13 protein-coding genes and 1 pseudogene are annotated in these 17737 nt (G+C 38.8%); all 14 read left to right on the forward strand.

Features of this window, described 5'->3' with window-relative positions; all coding sequences use genetic code 11:
• Positions 1-4: 4 nt before the first annotated feature.
• The gene (locus ACYQ3Q_RS16120) at positions 5-1552 is read left to right on the forward strand and encodes an acyl-CoA carboxylase subunit beta (protein WP_459929553.1); all 1548 of its coding nucleotides are present in this window, start codon (positions 5-7) and stop codon (positions 1550-1552) included.
• Between the two features lie 33 nt (positions 1553-1585).
• Positions 1586-1918 carry an OadG family transporter subunit gene (locus ACYQ3Q_RS16125; RefSeq protein WP_459929554.1) on the forward strand — a complete coding sequence of 111 codons (333 nt, stop codon included), beginning with the start codon at positions 1586-1588 and terminating at the stop codon, positions 1916-1918.
• 25 nt (positions 1919-1943) lie between these two features.
• A complete protein-coding gene (locus tag ACYQ3Q_RS16130; RefSeq protein ID WP_459929555.1) occupies positions 1944-2324 on the forward strand; it encodes a biotin/lipoyl-containing protein in 381 nt (126 codons plus the stop codon).
• A 15-nt stretch (positions 2325-2339) separates the two neighbouring features.
• The gene (locus tag ACYQ3Q_RS16135) at positions 2340-3491 is read left to right on the forward strand and encodes a sodium ion-translocating decarboxylase subunit beta (protein ID WP_459929556.1); all 1152 of its coding nucleotides are present in this window, start codon (positions 2340-2342) and stop codon (positions 3489-3491) included.
• Positions 3492-4083: 592 nt separating this feature from the next.
• Complete coding sequence (locus ACYQ3Q_RS16140; RefSeq protein WP_459929557.1) at positions 4084-4833, forward strand: N-acetylmuramoyl-L-alanine amidase; 750 nt, start codon at positions 4084-4086, stop codon at positions 4831-4833.
• 241 nt (positions 4834-5074) lie between these two features.
• Positions 5075-6265: pseudogene (locus tag ACYQ3Q_RS16145) on the forward strand (DEAD/DEAH box helicase); the annotation flags it as partial.
• Positions 6266-6286: 21 nt separating this feature from the next.
• Positions 6287-6478 (forward strand): YwbE family protein, encoded by a 192-nt coding sequence (locus ACYQ3Q_RS16150; protein WP_034145824.1) that lies wholly within the window; start codon positions 6287-6289, stop codon positions 6476-6478.
• A 97-nt stretch (positions 6479-6575) separates the two neighbouring features.
• Entirely contained in the window at positions 6576-7049 is a 474-nt protein-coding gene (locus ACYQ3Q_RS16155) for a hypothetical protein (protein WP_459929558.1), read from the forward strand.
• Between the two features lie 275 nt (positions 7050-7324).
• A complete protein-coding gene (locus tag ACYQ3Q_RS16160) occupies positions 7325-9082 on the forward strand; it encodes a hypothetical protein (protein ID WP_459929559.1) in 1758 nt (585 codons plus the stop codon).
• A gap of 470 nt (positions 9083-9552) precedes the next feature.
• The gene (locus tag ACYQ3Q_RS16165) at positions 9553-13011 is read left to right on the forward strand and encodes a RecQ family ATP-dependent DNA helicase (protein ID WP_459929560.1); all 3459 of its coding nucleotides are present in this window, start codon (positions 9553-9555) and stop codon (positions 13009-13011) included.
• Between the two features lies 1 nt (position 13012).
• Positions 13013-13762 (forward strand): hypothetical protein, encoded by a 750-nt coding sequence (locus tag ACYQ3Q_RS16170; protein WP_459929561.1) that lies wholly within the window; start codon positions 13013-13015, stop codon positions 13760-13762.
• 892 nt (positions 13763-14654) lie between these two features.
• Positions 14655-14843 (forward strand): ferredoxin, encoded by a 189-nt coding sequence (locus tag ACYQ3Q_RS16175; protein ID WP_034144843.1) that lies wholly within the window; start codon positions 14655-14657, stop codon positions 14841-14843.
• Positions 14844-14939: 96 nt separating this feature from the next.
• On the forward strand, positions 14940-16169 hold the full coding sequence (locus tag ACYQ3Q_RS16180) for a (Fe-S)-binding protein (protein WP_459929562.1): 1230 nt from the start codon (positions 14940-14942) through the stop codon (positions 16167-16169).
• Positions 16170-17044: 875 nt separating this feature from the next.
• Positions 17045-17602 carry a flavodoxin family protein gene (locus ACYQ3Q_RS16185; protein WP_459929563.1) on the forward strand — a complete coding sequence of 186 codons (558 nt, stop codon included), beginning with the start codon at positions 17045-17047 and terminating at the stop codon, positions 17600-17602.
• Positions 17603-17737 lie beyond the last annotated feature (135 nt).

A 17737-nucleotide genomic window follows, 5' to 3' on the forward strand; every position in this document is an offset into this window, starting at 1 on the left:
AACATTGGATATCTACGATAAACTTGAGGAGCTAACGGCCCTCCAAGAGGCAACAAAACTAGGGGGTGGCGTGGAGCGAATCAGAAGGCAACATGATAACGGCAAAATGACAGCCCGGGAGCGCATTGAGGTACTCCTTGACGAAGATAGTTTTATTGAGACTGATACCTTTATTCAAGGAGAAATGACCGATTTTACGAAAGCTGACGTGGTCAATCTAGGTGAAGGCGTCGTTACGGGTTATGGTACAATTCATGGTCGCTTGGTTTATTTGTTTTCCCAAGATTTTACCGTTTTCGGTGGGGCATTAGGGGAACTTCATTCCCGAAAAATTTGTAAAATCATGGACCTTGCTCTGAAAAATGGAGCGCCTATTATCGGCATAAATGACTCGGGAGGCGCTCGTATCCAAGAAGGGGTTAGCGCCTTATCCGCTTACGGGGACATTTTTTATCGCAATACCTTAGCCTCTGGGGTTATCCCGCAAATCTCGGTGATTATGGGACCCTGTGCTGGTGGAGCCGTCTATTCTCCAGCTATTACGGATTTTATCTTTATGGTGGAGAAGACCAGCCAAATGTTTATTACTGGTCCCCAAGTTATTAAGTCGGTGACAGGGGAGCAGGTCAGCACCGAGGAATTAGGCGGGGCTATGACCCATAATCATACTAGTGGCGTAGCCCAATTCCTTGCCGATTCGGAAATACAAACCTTGGCAATGGTCAGGCAGTTATTAACCTTCTTACCTCAAAACAACCACGATAAAGCACCTTTGTTTGAGGATCAGCCCCCTGAAACAGAAGGGGACGAACTTCTGAATGTGATACCGATAGAACCCAATAAACAATATGATGTCCGAAATGTCCTCAGTCTGCTAGTCGACGGTGGTGACTTCTTTGAAGTCCATTCAGATTTTGCTCAAAATATCGTAACCTGTTTTGCTCGTTTTGAGGGAATGTCGGTCGGAATTATTGCTAATCAACCAGCCTATCTCGCTGGTTGCCTGGATATTGATGCTTCTGATAAATTATCGCGGTTTGTACGTTTTTGTGATTGCTTTAATATACCCCTGGTAACCTTTGTCGATGTTCCTGGCTTTATGCCAGGGGTTGAACAAGAACACCGTGGAATTATCCGTCATGGAGCTAAAATCCTTTACGCTTATTCAGAGGCCACTGTCCCTAAAATTACGATTATTCTCCGGAAGGCTTACGGTGGCGCTTACGTCGCCATGTGTAGTCGCTCTTTAGGTGCAGATGTAGCAGTAGCCTGGCCGACGGCAGAAATCGCAGTTATGGGACCGGATGGGGCCGCCAATATTATCTTCCGGGACGAAATTATGAAGTCCGCTGACCCTAAGGCTACCATGAAACAAAGGACCGCTGAATACAGAGAAAAGTTCGCAAACCCTTATATTGCCAGTGCTAAGGGTTTGATCGACAATGTTATTGACCCGCGTGATACCCGAAAAACGATCATCCAAAGTCTTGACATGCTAAGATCTAAGCGAGAATCGCATCCCAGTAAGAAACATGGCAATATTCCTTTTTAAAAAGAGATTTTTCTTGAAATTGGAGGGTGCAGGATGACCGTAGTCGATAAACTGCTACTCGGTGTGAATACTGCCCTGATTGGAATGGGGATTGTTTTCCTAGTTCTTATTGTCTTATGGGCGGTTATCATCGGACAATCGAAGCTGATAGGCTTTTACTCAGAGCGATTTAAGCAACCTGTAATGGCTGCTTTACCAGGCAATAAGGACAAAGTTAACCTTGATAGGGAAAGCTTTACTGACTGCGAGACGGTGGATTTAGGCATAGTGGATGATGAGATAATGGCCATAATTATGGCAGTCGTCAGCAATTATGCAGATATCCCGTTAAGCAGGCTTCAAATAAAGTCAATCAAAGCGCTTTAGAAAACAACGATACTTTGGAGGTTTAATGATGAAATACAATGTAACCATCAACGGCAAGAGATTTGAAGTAGAGGTCGAAAAGATTGTTGAATCAAAAAATCATGCCAAGTGGACAGCTAGGAATGTCGTGGAAGCGTCGGTAAAAACATCTGAGAGATCCAGGGATGCCTCCTCTTCCGAAGTGTCCAGTGCTGAAGAAACGATCAAAGCGCCCATGCCGGGTACTATCCTGAGCATAGAAGTAAATGAGGGACAGATCGTGAAAAAAGGAGAGGTATTATTTATCCTTGAAGCTATGAAAATGGAAAATGAGATTATGGCTCCTCGCGATGCCGTTGTTAGTAAACTTATGGTTTCTAAGAATACACAAGTTAAGATGGGGGATATTTTGATATTACTCAAATGATGAGGGGATGTTAAGATGTCATTTTTGACAAAACTCATAGAGGCACTGACAGATATTTGGAAAATATCAGGGTTTACAGGAATAACCATAGGGCATGTCGTGATGATCTGCATCTCTTTAGTACTAATTTACTGTGCTATTAGGAAAGGCTTTGAGCCTTTGCTGCTGCTTCCGATCGCTTTTGGAATGTTTCTTGTCAACCTGCCCCTAACAGGGCTTATGAACCCTCCCCAAGGTGAAGCGGTAGGAGGTCTTTTATATTATTTATTTCAGGGGGTCCATTTAGAAATATTTCCACCGCTAATTTTCTTAGGCGTTGGAGCAATGACAGATTTTGGGCCATTAATTGCAAGGCCTTCCAGTTTATTATTGGGAGCTGGCGCCCAATTCGGAGTGTATTTTGCGTTTGTTATTGCTCTTCTTCTCGGTTTTACTCCCCAAGAAGCATCTTGTATTGGAATTATTGGAGGGGCGGACGGTCCTACCTCTATATTTCTAGCGTCCAAGCTGGCCCCCCATATGATAGGCCCTATAGCAGTAGCGGCTTATTCATACATGGCTCTAGTCCCTCTTATTCAGCCACCCGTCATGAAGCTGATGACCACAAAAGAGGAAAGAATGGTTAAGATGGACCAGATGAGGGAGGTAACCAAGTTAGAGAAGATTGTATTTCCACTCATCGTTACGTCAATCATAGTACTCCTGCTTCCTTCAATAGCCTCGTTGATTGGGATGTTGATGCTTGGCAACCTATTTAGAGAAAGTGGGGTTGTTGAGAGGCTTTCGGATACCGCACAAAATGCGCTGATTAATATTGTCACTATTTTTCTGGGCTTAACCGTGGGTGCCACTGCCAATGCAGAGGTTTTCTTAAAACCCCAAACACTCATGCTGATCGGGTTGGGGTTACTAGCCTTTGCAGTTAGCACTATGGGCGGCCTGCTCATCGGGAAAATCATGTATCGGGTATCGGGAGGAAAAATAAATCCTCTGATAGGTTCTGCAGGTGTTTCTGCAGTACCTATGGCCGCAAGGGTCAGCCAGGTGGTTGGTCAACGAGAAAATCCTTCCAACTTCCTCCTGATGCATGCCATGGGACCTAATGTTGCTGGAGTTATTGGGACTTCTGTTGCTGCAGGGGTGCTCTTGACTCTTTTTGGCCATTAATAATAAAAATACTGAGTTCACCTTCCTTTAATACAGATGATGTGGGGCGATTCCTTTGGCACAACTTTGGTCAGCTTACGGAGGGTACTTGTTAATAGGATTGTTTTTGTTTATCACTTCACAATTAGATCGATGGCAAGGACGGTCGAATAAGGATTAGAAACAGTGATGTGAAGCGAAGCAAGCAAAGACCCCCACAACGCTTATCTATACTAACGAAGTGAGAAGCCGCATTAAAAGCGGCTTCTCACGTTGTTTACATGTCAACATCGTACTATTTATATCATGAGGAAGAACGTAGACTAACGGGGGAGGGTTACGACGCTCGGCGCTGGCCCGAAGGAACATTTGTCCTCTGCGGAGGAAAATGTCCCTTCGGGCCTCAAGCTTGTTACATGAGCTGTTGTCCATGGGATGCCAGCGAGCTTTGGCATATAGAGTATCAATAAGCCTTTATGCTACTAGCTTATAAAATGGCTTATTAAGGGTTTATTAGTCATTTTTGGAGTGATCATAGAGCTGGCTGTAGCTATGTTTAATAGTGGCATTCTTATATCTGTGTACGTATTATAACTAGAAAAGGAGCGTAGAAATGGATAAACCAAACATCATTTGGATTGGATCGCCAAACTTCAGTAGCCCAAAGGGTTATAAAATAATCGCGATTGTAAACCACATTATGAGCGGAACCCTAACCGGTACTGACGCATGGTTTGCCAATCCAGCAAGTAAAGTTAGTTCACATTTCGGAATAGGCAAGAACGGTGTAATCCATCAGTATGTGGATATCGGAAATCCAGCATGGGCAAATGGCAGTGTAAATAAACCGAGTTGGCCTTTGCTTATTCCAGGAGTTAACCCTAATTATTACACAATAAGCATTGAACATGAAGGAGAAAGCGGAAATATAATGCCTGAAGCGCAGTACCAGGCTACACTTGCTTTACATCGGTGGCTAATTGGGAAATTAGATATACCAGTGACTCGTGATAATATCATCGGGCATTACCGGATTGACTCAGTCAACAGATCAAGGTGTCCAGGAACAGGATTTCCTTGGGATCGACTATTTAAGGATTTGCAAGGGGGAAATGACGTGTTACAAGTAGCTGTTTTGTTGTATACGAAAGAAGATTATTGGGCCGGTGCAGATGTATCGGTGAAAAATGGTAACTGTGCTATATTCGTGCGGCCAGAAGATCTCTCAGTTCCCGCCGAAGCCATGAGTTCTCAAAAGTTGATCGTAGTTGGTGGACCGACGACTAAACATCCGAACGAAGTACTGCTGAGTGGAAAAGATAAATATCAAACAGCCGCTGCTGTGGCGCAGTACCTGGAGTAAAATAATTTCTTCTTATTAATATGAGCCATAAACGAAGCAGGTCAGCTATGACCTGCTTAAAACGATACTCTATGACCGTTGTCATTTAGTTATGATATAATAAGCTCAATACATGATATTTCTATTAATGAGTTTTGAACTTGATATTATAGATGCCCTGACTGGCATTGAAATGGTCTCATTGGCTTCTTTTAAGAAGATGTCGAAGAAGAGAAGATGGTTCAATAGGATTTGATAGAAGGTGTACTTAAAGGAAGATTTCTTTCATATTGGCAGATTTAAGAGACTTAAAGTCTCTGCGCTCTTTGGAAAGTCACCTTTTTACATTCAAGAAAAAGAATTGAAGCAAAAAACGCATGTGGTGGTTGGAACACCGGGTCGGATTTTTGACCATCTGGATAGAGGGACTTTTGATCCTTCTAAAATTAAGTATTTAGTCATCGATGAAGCGGACGAAATGTTAAGAATGGGTTTTGTTGAACAAGTTGAAAGGATTCTAGAAGCACTCCCTAAAGATCGAGTGACTATTGTTTTGTCGGCTACAATGCCTTCGGATATCAGTGCGTTATGTAGCCATTACATGAATAATCCAATGGATGTGGCCATTGAAGAACAAGATCCAGTGGCAGGTCGGATTTTACAAACTCGATTCGAAGTCAGCGAAAACCAGAAGCTACAACTTCTTAAAGACTTAGTGATTGTTGAGAACCCTGACAGCTGTATGATATTTTGCAATACTCAGCTCAAAGTAGATGAAGTTTATGAAGAACTAGACTATCAAGGTTTTACATGTGATAAGATTCATGGTGGCATGGAGCAAAGGGATCGTCTCAGGGTCATGGAACATTTTAAGCGCGGACATTTTAGATATTTGGTAGCAACCGATGTAGCAGCCCGGGGTATCGACATCGACCAAATTGGTCTTGTGATCAATTTTGACGTACCAAATAACTGTGAAGGCTATGTTCATAGGATAGGCAGAACAGGACGCATTGACTACATGGGTAAAGCCATAACCTTTGTCACACCTTCAGACAATAGGTTGCTTGAGGATATTCATCGGTTTATCGGAAACGAAATCCCACTCGGTGTAAGGCCCGATCAAGAAGCCGTTCTAAAAGCTGAAGAAGGATTTACTGAGAAGATAAACGCAACGCCTGAATTCAAAGAAAACAAAGGTGCCAAGCTTAGCGAAGGCATTATGAAATTGCATATCAATGCGGGCAAGAAAACGAAAATGAGGGCGGTTGATATAGTTGGCACCCTCTGTAGTATTGAGGGTATAACAGCAGCGGATATAGGCATTATTAACATCCTCGATATTTCGACCTATGTAGAAATTTTAAATCATAAAGGGGAGCTGGTGTCCCGCGAGCTTCAACAAAAACCAATTAAGGGCCGACTCAGAAAAGTCAGTAAGGCGGATCGTTAGGCTAAGGAAAGGATCAAAATGATGGATGGAACGAAAAGAAGTGCGGTCAAAATCGGTTCGATTGTAATGATCGTACAAAAACAAGATCAACAGAGCGGTAAGCTTACAGAAGGTGTCGTTAAAAGACTGCTCACCAATTCGCCGAACCACCCCCATGGCATCAAGGTCATGCTTGAAAGTGGTATTGTTGGCAGGGTAAAAGAAATAAAATAGAAGCTTAGAGTGTTGTACTGATGCCAAATGTGTATATATTCTTGTTCATTTGAGAGACTAATCGATAAATAATCAAATATTTGGCAAGGAGTATTTTATGGCAACAACTTTTTTCTATCCGGTATATTTGTTAATAGCGTTTATTGTCATACTCATATACGTACCTAAAAAAGATTTCAAGGAATATTTTATATATGGATTAATTTTAGGCGGACTCGGCGATGTACTGGTAGTAGGTCTATTCCAGAACCTACTACACATTATTTGGTTTACAAATGCTGGTGTTTTCGATATTTTAGGCCAAAATTTACTCTCTCCTCCTAGTTGGATTTTTACAGTTATAATCTATCTCCGCTTTTTACCGCAGCGACGACCGTTTTTATATCTTTACATCCTGACCTTTGCACTATTTAGTGTGGGTTATGGCTATTTAGTTCATAATGTCGGTTTGTTTGACTTCAAATCATGGTTTTATCCATTGTTTGCTTATTTTACTTTCTTATGTTGGTGGATCTTTATTACTTGGTTATTCATTAGGACAAGTTCTTTAGCAAAAAAGGATTCCTATTAATCTAAAGAAACGTTTTTATGGCCCCAAAAAAGGATCCAAATATTTGGATCCCTTATAGTCTCAAATTAAATATTTTACGAATAAACTTGTTAGTTATATGTATAAAGCTGACTTTACTGGATTGTGTAGAGTCAGCTTTATTATTTGTAATATGAATTATCACTAACATTTATAACTATTGCAGGAATATATAGGTAAAATGTTGAATTCTAGTAGTCAACCAAATCTTATGTCAGATAGAAAGTAGAAGGTTAAGCAGGAGTTGTTCTATAAAGATGAAAAAAGCTATAACGTTAGTCGTAGTTGTTCTCTTGCTGGCCCTTGTGGCCGGATGCCAAAAGAGCACCCAGGGTTCGCCCGGGCAAGCTCCTGAAAAAATGATGCAGGAGGCAGCCCTGAAATACGATGAAATAACTGATCCGGTTGAGTTGGAAAGGCTCTGGCAGGAATACTTTTATGATTCAATTGCTACTTTAGGGAACACCCGTGAGTTTAACACCGCCCATGATATAGATCCGCTTAATGTGGCGATGTACTGCTGGTTTAAGTATGTTGCGGAACACGGCAAGGAAAGCTTGGTCCTTGCTGACACAGACAGTACTAACCGGCTTTTTCCCTTGGATACAGTTCTTGAATATGCCGAGCGTTATTTTAATTTGACCAGCCTTGATGTATCCAATCTTGAGGCTGGTTCCTATGACCAGCAAAAAAGTGCATTCATTTTTGACTTTGGCACTCCACGAACTCGCCCATCCTATAATGCAGTCAACTCGTGGGGAGATCACCTAGATAAAGTTACAAGAAGCAGCGATGGCACAGTTACGGCCGTTTTAGTACATTCTGGACCACCTCAGAGCGGTCGCATCGAGTTGACCAAGTCTTACAACTTAAAACAGAATGAAGATGGCAGCCTATACTTTGTAAGTGGCAGGTTGGATTATGTTAATAACCATCTCGTTGTCTTAACGGGTGATTATCAATACTTCGCTCAAATTAAAGGCTTTGCAGGTAATATGGAAGAGCTTTCAATGTTGGGTGAGGTTGACGGCAAATTGATTCTTGCCTATACTCCCAATCAAAAAAGGGGAAATGCTTCCCTAATGCTTGTCAAGCCTGAGACTATGAACGTGGAAAAGAAACTTGATGTAAGCGGGAATTTTACGCCAACGGATGTAAGTCTGATAGGAGAAAGTATTGTGATCCGACTTAAAGATAGAATAATAGCTATTGATAAAACCCTTGAGCAATCGAAAATGTCTTTATTACCAATAACAATCACTGAGAAAATAAATCGTGAACCTCATTACAATGCCCAAGGTAATCCTGATGTGTTTTTTGGGGGTTACGACGTTTCGAGTGATAGATTAAAATATGTTTATACCGATGAAACAGGCGTCAAGCTATTTAACTCTACTGATAATACTGAAAAACTGCTTTCCCCAACAGTACCGATTACTGGCAGTGAATTGCTGGAGAATTCCTTTCACAGGGACCCTCGGTTTGTAGCCGATGAGCAAAAGGTTATCACCACCATGACTGGTTATGAAGGTGCCATGGGTTATACATTGTGCAATCTGGAAAGTGGGACTGTGGAAGTTCATGGTATCGCATCAGAATGCTCTTCAACAGGCCTCATCAGGTATGATTCCGGTCTGCTGGAGGTAAATACCTATCTCTATAATAAATTAACACAAATAGCTGAGTCTAAACTACTTTTTTTAGATTTTTGGACAGGGAGCGTTAAGGAGCTTAGTCTTAAGGATCCCGGCGACACAGGTGATATCAGGATGCCAGACTCTTGGTATGTCGGCCAAAACTATGCCTCCTTTATAACCTACAAGCGGGATGATAGTGATAACGCTAAGGATATGTTTTACCTTAACCGCCTGAATCATAATACATTACTGACCGAGCCGAAAGTTATCTCTGTCAAAGCCGCCAAAACTTATATCCTCGGCGTTTTGGCAGACGGGCGGATCGTGTTTTGGTATAACCTTAATCCCAGTGAAAATGGGATATGCATAACAAAGTAAACACAATAGCCTAAACTATGGCTACTTCGTAAGCCATTCTTTTTTAGCTTTTGGGATTCCTACTTTATTGTATCATGTATACAAATTGGGATATAATAGATTTTTTGATTTGAGACATAAGAAAGTTCTATAATATAAGAAATATTAATCAGAAAGCCCAACCTCATTACCTACATCAGATAATTTTAACATGCAAAGAACAGTTCTCCTGCCATTGAAGGCATAGAGGGCTGTTCTTTGAGTTTGTATATCCTTAAAAAGAAAATCAAACCTCCGTTTGATGATTAATATGATATCGCTGTTATATAATTTACATTCCCGTTTATTACAATGGTAAATTAAAAAGAAATTGGCAGGTATTAGTTGAAAAATATAGAAGTAACAACAATGATTAGATTGAAGAAGATTAGAGCTATAAATGTGGCACAAGGGCCCTTAGATTAACTAATCATCTTAGTAGGAGAGTTAGTATGAATAACTATTACAAGATATTAGATACAGCAGTGAATATCATTGCGCCTGGTAGCAGGTTTACACAATCAAAAATAATTGAAGATTCTATTAAAGATGTATTAATTAATAAATATGGAAGTGAATGGGCTGAACAAAAGGAGCTTTTTTTAAATTGCTATGAATCTTTAAGAAATCATAATAGAAAAGTGTCGTATGTTGGTGATATTCCATACTTTTATTCAATGTATTATATGTTGTTAAATATTCCTATGGTTCAGCTTGTGCTACTTCAATTGCTGAGAAGAAAAAGAATGTCCAGAGAACTGCGAGTCCTTGATATCGGAAGTGGGGTAGGTACTACAACCTTTGCCTTACTTGATTTAATAATCCTGCTCAATAATCTATGTAAGCTCCATGGTGAAGAAAGCATTTTTGATAAAGTAGAGATCAATTCGATGGAGAGGTCCGAGGACAATATAAAGGTCTATGCAGAAAATGTTAGTTATTTTTCAAGTAGATTAACCAATATCGCGGATCTTAAAAATATTACAATTAATTCCCCCAAGCAAGCAGGTATAACTGATCAAATCATAACCGGGAAGTATGATCTAGTCGTATTATCAAATATCACTTCTGAGCTAAATTATAAAAGCATAAAACATCTACTCATTCAAACGTCGAAGAATCTCACAACGAATGGAGATATAATTCTTATTGAACCCGCAAGCGAATCGGCTATCAAGTCGCTAAACCGCTTGAAGCATGAAGTCCATCATATAACAAACTTAAAAAGTATAGCACCATGTGGTAGTTGTGGACGTTGTGATCAATGTTGGGTTTTTCAAACGTCTGATAGTTCAAAGGGTGATTTGATTAGTTATATTGATCGTCTCTATGCGGAAAAACATGAACCTGAATATATTGATGATTTTTACAAGAACAGATTAAAATGGGGATTTAGTATTTTATCTAATAGTTGTCTTGGGGATATATGCACAGACTTATCTACTTTGAATTTGGGCTCAGGAAATATCGTTAAAGTGAATGTTGTTGGAGATAGAATCAATAATACCTATAAGTTTTGTGATGGTCATGGGAACCAAGGCCTCATTGTGGGGAAAGACATTGAGTTAGGGCATTTTAAATTTGGAGACTTACTTGAATTTAAAAATATAGTTATTGAGAAATCTAATGGTCTAAAAATAGTTTGTTCATCTAATTCACAAGTATTTATATATTATTCAAATTTAGATAGAAGTAAATTCATATTTAATAATGTAAACCAGAAGAACTTGACATATCTATTAAAGAGAATATGGGGATTTGATGATTTTAGAGAAGGTCAGTACGACTTAGTAAAAGGTGCCCTAATGGGTAAGGATATTTTAGGAATACTTCCTAGTGGCGCTGGAAAATCCATTTGCTATCAGTTGCCAGCCCTGCTTGGGAACGGAGTGTCGTTAATTGTTTCACCCTTAAAATCTTTAATCAAAGACCAAATTACAAATCTCAAGACTATCGGATTTGAGTTTGTGGACTATATTGATGGTTCAGAATCGGCTGCCGAAAAGCGACAAACCTTAAGTAGATTTAAGGCAGGTAGTTTAAAGGTCTTATATGTATTAGCGGAAAGATTCCAAATGAGGGGCTTCCAACTAGAATTACAAGAGGAACTAAAGAACATTAGCCTTGATTATTTTATTATTGATGAAGCACATTGTTCATCAGAATGGGGACATGATTTTAGACCATCATATTTAAAGCTTTTAGATGTAGTTACAACGATTGGCTCTGCAAATATTATTGCAGTAACTGCAACAGCATCTCCAAAAGTCAAAGAAGATATCCTGAACATTTTTAGGATAAATAAAGCCAATGTAATATGTTCAAAATCCTTAGCCCGTAATGAAATTAGCTTTCAAGTTATTAATCTACCTATTGAAAGTGGCAAAGAGATCAATCTGAGAAAAGCGTTAATAGAAGACATACCCATGATTTTGCAAAAGAAAGATATACATGATCTTCATAAAGACGGTTCAGGTATTATCTTCACAATCTATGCAAATGCGAGGGGTGCAACCACCAGGTCATATGGAACAAAACATATTCTCAATGAAGTTAGATTAAGTGGGATTGAGTCGAATCTCTATCATTCTAAGCTTAGTGATATTGAAAGATGCGATATACAAGATAAGTTCAAAACAGATAAGTTTCCGTTGCTCGTCTCAACAAAGGGCTTCGGAATAGGAATCGATAAATCCAACATTAGGTATATTATTCATATGTGCTATTCAAATTCCCTGGAGGCATATTATCAAGAAGCTGGACGATTAGGACATGATAGACAGCATGCTCACTCAATTATCATTTCAAGGGCAAGAACACCTGATTGTATCCAGCACCAAGCTAGTATTAATAATTATGAACCCGAATGTGTCTACGGATGGAGATGCAAATATACAAATGGGATAAAATGTGATTATGGGATGCAGGCAAAATTGATTAATGAAAATTATCCGGATGCCAATGAAATGACGCTTAATCTTAACGAATGCTATCAGTTTCTGGTACAGAATTCAAATGACAAGCCAAAGTTTACATTCGCTATTCAAGCAAACAACTCTAGCAAATATCAAACATACTTGTTTTATTTTCAGATGCAGGGAATCATTAAACATTATTATACTTTAAGTTATTTTGATGATGGTAGTGTTAAATTTGAAGTAGAAGTAAATCCAAACGTTTTTATTAATCCGAAAATGGCAAGCGTAATAGAACGGATAATAACGAGGCTCCAAAGCATTAAAAGACAAAAGTATAATATGTTAGAAAGTATTTGGCAGTATGTTAATAATGATACAAAATGTAGACGTCAATTTCTGATGGATTATTTCCAAGATCGCGTGACTTACGGTCTAGAAGGTTGTAAATTCTGTGATATTGAAGGTATAAGTAACGAAAAGTCCATTTCGGTTACAAGGGAGTTACGAATCGATAAATTATTTACTGATTATCATAGTCTAATGGCTTCAAATAGGTTAGATTACCCAAAAGCTAAAGAATTGCTTAATATTATGTATGAAGAAAACGAACAAGAACGTGCCAAGATTAAAGCAATGAAGCACCTAGAAGATTATACGGATAATCCGGTAGCGCTTTATTTCAGGAGTCTGATCACTCTCAAAAGAGATAAAGTTGATGCCTATGCAAAAAATCAAGCCTTTGAACTAGTTTCTTCAATTTTTAGAAATAACGACACTAAGGCAGTTATAGGGGTTCTAAACGACATTATTGATATTAACGAAAAACTAGTAGAGGAAATACTAATAACGAATGAAGCGTTGATTATTAATTTGGAAGTTGCCAATTGTTTAATTAAAGACTTAAAAAGTGGTACCACTAAAGAGATTGTTTACAAGCTATTTATTAATAGCAAAATTAACACCCTAAACAATAAATTGGCAAGGAGCAATTAAATTGGATTTGCTTGAATTAGATGAAAGATTAGAAAAAGACATAACGCATTTAGAGAAGAGTCTCGCTGAATATGAAAAGTTAATCAATGAAACTTCAGATTTAAAATATACTCTTGAAAGTCAAATGAAAGAATTAATAGCAGCCTATGATGAAGAAATAAAACAGCTCAATGCGAAATATATTAGCGATAAAGAACTATCCTCAAAGTCTATAGAAAGTTTTAATGATTATTACAAGAAAGTAGTCATATTATTTAATGAGATTGAGTTAAAAAAAGGTGTATTTGAATTATATATAAATCAGATGAATCAAGCCTATGAGGAAAAGTGGAAAGATATTCAAGTTAAAAATGAAAACAACCTATCTGATCTAGACGGAAAGATTAATGAAAAGATTAATAAACTCGAAGAAGAAAATAAAAGAGAACTGATGAAAATTATCAATTCTCTAACAACCAATGAAAAGGAAATAGCACCATCTAAAAAGGAAGTTGCAAAGGTTATTAGTGATGAAGTATATAAGTTGTTAAAAAATAATAAGGTTCTTGATGAAATTATGGAAAAAATCAATACAGATACATCTAAGCTAAAAAGTGAATCAGAACGGAGTTTAATGAATCTTTCTGAAGAGTTTTTTAAAGAAACAATGCGCGCTGATGACAAATATAAAGAATTAGCTAAGAACTTTAAAATATTTGTGGCCATTAACAGTGTTTTATTTATAATACTATTGATATTGATTTTGCGGTAGTTAATGAGTACTGCCAATCAATACCTGTATTTTGGTTGCCATAATGGGGTATCATAGTTGTATTATATTTCTGGTAATGAGATCTTAAATGGAATGGAAATGATGTGCAAATTGGTAACAATTTTTGAACATCATTTCCATTCCATATATACGTAAGCGTGGACTAAATAGCGTCGCGAAAAAACCTCCTGACTTTGGTATTCTGTTAAAAACAAAGAATACAAGACAGGAGGATTTTTTATAGCTAGAAAATTTGCCCGAGAACCTCCTGGCAAATTAACGCACAAATTATGTCAGAACTATTATTGACATATGTTCTAAACGGAGTATAATTAGAACCATAAAGGGCATATGTCAATAATGAATATTTCGCTCCGAGAGAACCACTGTGTCGGCGAAATAGAGCCATTATCACGGAATAAAAGAGCCAGACTCACGCTCAAGGGAGCCGCCCTAGTTTCAAGCCGTTGTTACAGACCCGAAATTAAAACTTGACATGGGTAGGGATGTGCTACCCTAAATCAAGGGGGTGGGGCTTACCCAAAAGACAGTCTTCCTTTTAGCCACACCCCTCGACCCACTGAAGCACATCCCGTGGGGCCCCATGTCAAGTTTAACCCCAGAGAAAATCGACTTTTTTGGTGGCTCTCTGTTCCGTGAAGGTGGCTCAGTTTGAGCGTGAAGGCGGCTCTCTTTTTCCGCTAAAGCGGCTCTTTCACCCCGAAATACTCATCAATAACCATAAGGAGGTATTTCAGATGCTAGGAAGAGATGGAACGGGTCACATGAGGTGCGGATCCAGAATTTAAAACACAAAAAGAATTGCTAAAAGAAGATTGCAAAACTTTGTGACGATTTGTTCAAAGAGAAATAAATTTGAGGAGGATACATTATGATTGCAATAGTATCGCAAGATGAGTGCATCGGGTGTGAATCATGTCCTGAATTCTGTCCTGAGGTTTTTAAGATGGGGGCAGACGGGATAGCAGTAGCTTACACAAGCCCAGTCCCTAGTGAATGTGAGGAGGCCGCCAAAGAAGCTGCCGAGGGCTGCCCAGCACACTGTATTACTTTTGAATAATTAATAGATGTAAGGTAAAACAGTAAAAGCGGATATCAAGTATCCGCTTTTTACATATAAAGCGAATATCAATTTAATGTCGGAGGTGATCGTAAGATGAGAGAACCAATAAGAATTAAAAACTTAGATCCAACCTTACGTGATGAAATGGCAGAATTATTGAAGGGCTACGATTTTTCTAATTGCCTCACTTGTGGTATGTGTACAGCTGGCTGCATTTATAGCGATCTACATGAGGATCAAGACCCTCGTAAATTTATACGTAAAGTAGTTCTAGGTATGCGAGAAGAAGCAGAAAACGATCCCTTCATCTGGAATTGTACAATGTGTGATCGATGTACTGTGCAATGCCCAATGGGGGTGAATATTAACGCACTCACGAGAGCCTTTCGAGGGAAAGTGGCAATGCCGCCTGGTCATTTGCAAGTTATTGCTGATGATCATATACGTACAGGTAATCAAATGGGTGTCGAACAAATTGATTATGACGAGACTCTTGATCGGATTGAGGAAATGATGCAGGAGGATCTCAAAGATCCAACTTACAAGATTCCTTTAGATGTTCCAAATGCAGATTTCTTCTTTGGATTCAATGCTCGAGAAATTAAACATTATCCAAATGATTTGCAAAGTATTTTAAATGTTTTCCATGCCGCAAAGGCAAACTTTACGATCAGCTCTAAGCGCTGGGATGCTACTAATATTTGTTTGTTCACAGGTAAAAACGATGAATTCGATGAAATTTCACGCCCGATGTTTGAAGAAGTTGAGAGGCTAAACCCTAAGGAAATTATTGTCACTGAATGTGGCCATGCATTCCGATCGACCCGAGTGTTTGCACGAGATTACTGGAAAGGGAAACAGTTCCCTGTTCGCCATATAGTCGAGTTGTATGCCGATTGGATTAAAGACGGCACATTAAAACTAGATAAGACCAGAAATACAATCCCAGTAACCCTACATGATCCCTGTAATACGGTTCGTAAAGAAGGAATTGTTGAGCCTCAACGCTATGTGTTAAGTAACACTGTAATGGATTTTCGCGAAATGTTTCCTAATAGAGAGTATAACCTTTGTTGTGGAGCTGGCGGAGGAGCTGGTGCCGTGGCTGCAACTAAAGCAATGCGTATGATTAAAGCCAAACCTAAAGTTGATCAATTAGTGGCTACAGGTGCAGAAATTGGGTGCATCCCTTGCCATAACTGTATGGACCAGTTTGTTGATATGAATAAGCATTACAAACTTGGTATGAAAATGATGCATCTCACTGCCTTAATTGAAGTTGCATTGGGTTTGGTAGATGAGGAGAAGCAATTCTTTCATTGAGTTATTTCCATTTCACCAGTACAATTGCACTGGTGAAATGGAAGAAGACTAGTTTTGACTTTTCAGAAAATTCAAAGCTTGCTAATAATCTTCGGAAGTTGGATGTACCAGCGACTGTGCGTAACCGGAAAACGATAAACAAACTCGCTGTGTTAGCAAGAGCCATGAAGATTTGATTCAAAAGGTTTAGGTATTGTCCCTACCCTTGTTCCAAATAGCGGACGAATATATACCTGTTGATTTAAATCGTTGGCTAAGGGCAAGTTATGTTTAGATAGCTACATGACAGGAAAAGTAAGATGTTCTAATTCCAAAAAACTTCAAAGAAAGGTTAAAAGTTACCAATGCCCCTGGAGGACCCGTAACCGTTGTGGGAGAACGAATTCTGATGCGTTTTTCGTCCGCTGAATTCGAGGAGGTCTTCCGAGACTTCTGAAAGTTGAAAGCGATTATGATAGTAAAGTTATTCGTGAAAAAGCTTTGTTATCATAAATCAGTTTTGAAATATCCATAAATCGGGACATGAACAAAGCAAGAACTTAAAAAAGTTCTTGCTTTAATTTGTTGAATTGGGAGGTATGTACAGGTAAATGTTGAATTTATATACAAGACGCTGGCTTTCGTAGAGCCAATGCAATCATGTGGAGTATATATGGTTTGACATTTATTATGATAGGAATAATTGGTCTTTTGGTCATGTTGGTATAGCGGCAATTTTCATGGGTATTGTTTGTTTAATAGGGGTTCCGCCAAACGAGAAAAGCAAAATCTTATTTCATATACACTTGTAGGAAAATAACGTGTCCTTGATCTGCTCGCAGTGGGATATAGAGGAGAAACTTCTATAGTAATAATATTATAGGGAGGCAAACAGGTTGGAAAAGAAAAATATATTGGTATTGACTGGAAGCCCAAGGAGAAATGGAAATAGTGACAGGATGGCAGATGCTTTTATAAAAGGAGCAATATCCGTTGGACATGAAGTGATAAAATTTGAAACAACCAAGCAAGAGATTAGCGGCTGTAAAGCTTGTAAAACATGCTGGAGCAAAGGAAAACCATGCTCTTTTCAAGATGACTTTGATGAACTTGCACCTTTATTAGAAGCGGCGGATATCATCGTTTTCTCCACACCTTTATATTGGTTTAGCTTTCCTGCACAAATCAAAGCAGCCATCGATAAAATGTATGCTTATGTAGGGAAAAGTTGTAAACGCCCTTTGAAGATCAAAGAAAGCTTTTTGATGGTATGTGGGGCAGATGAAGGTATGAAAATATTTGACGGAATAATAGCAACCTATAGAGAAATTGCCCACTATATGAAATGGGAAGACAAAGGAGTTCTGGCAGTCCCTAAGGTTAATGAAAAAGGCGATATTAAGGCAACAGACGCACTTATGAAAGCAGAGGAGTACGGGAAGTCAACGCTATAACCATATTCATATGTGCTGAGCTTTCATGGAATATTGTGCAATAATATAGTATGAAAAATATTTGGGAGAATGCCTACTGTATGCCCGGTGTTATTAGAATACATTCGCAATCCAATTCACATTATCCATAGAATT

The sequence above is a fragment of the Desulfosporosinus burensis genome, assembly GCF_054657535.1.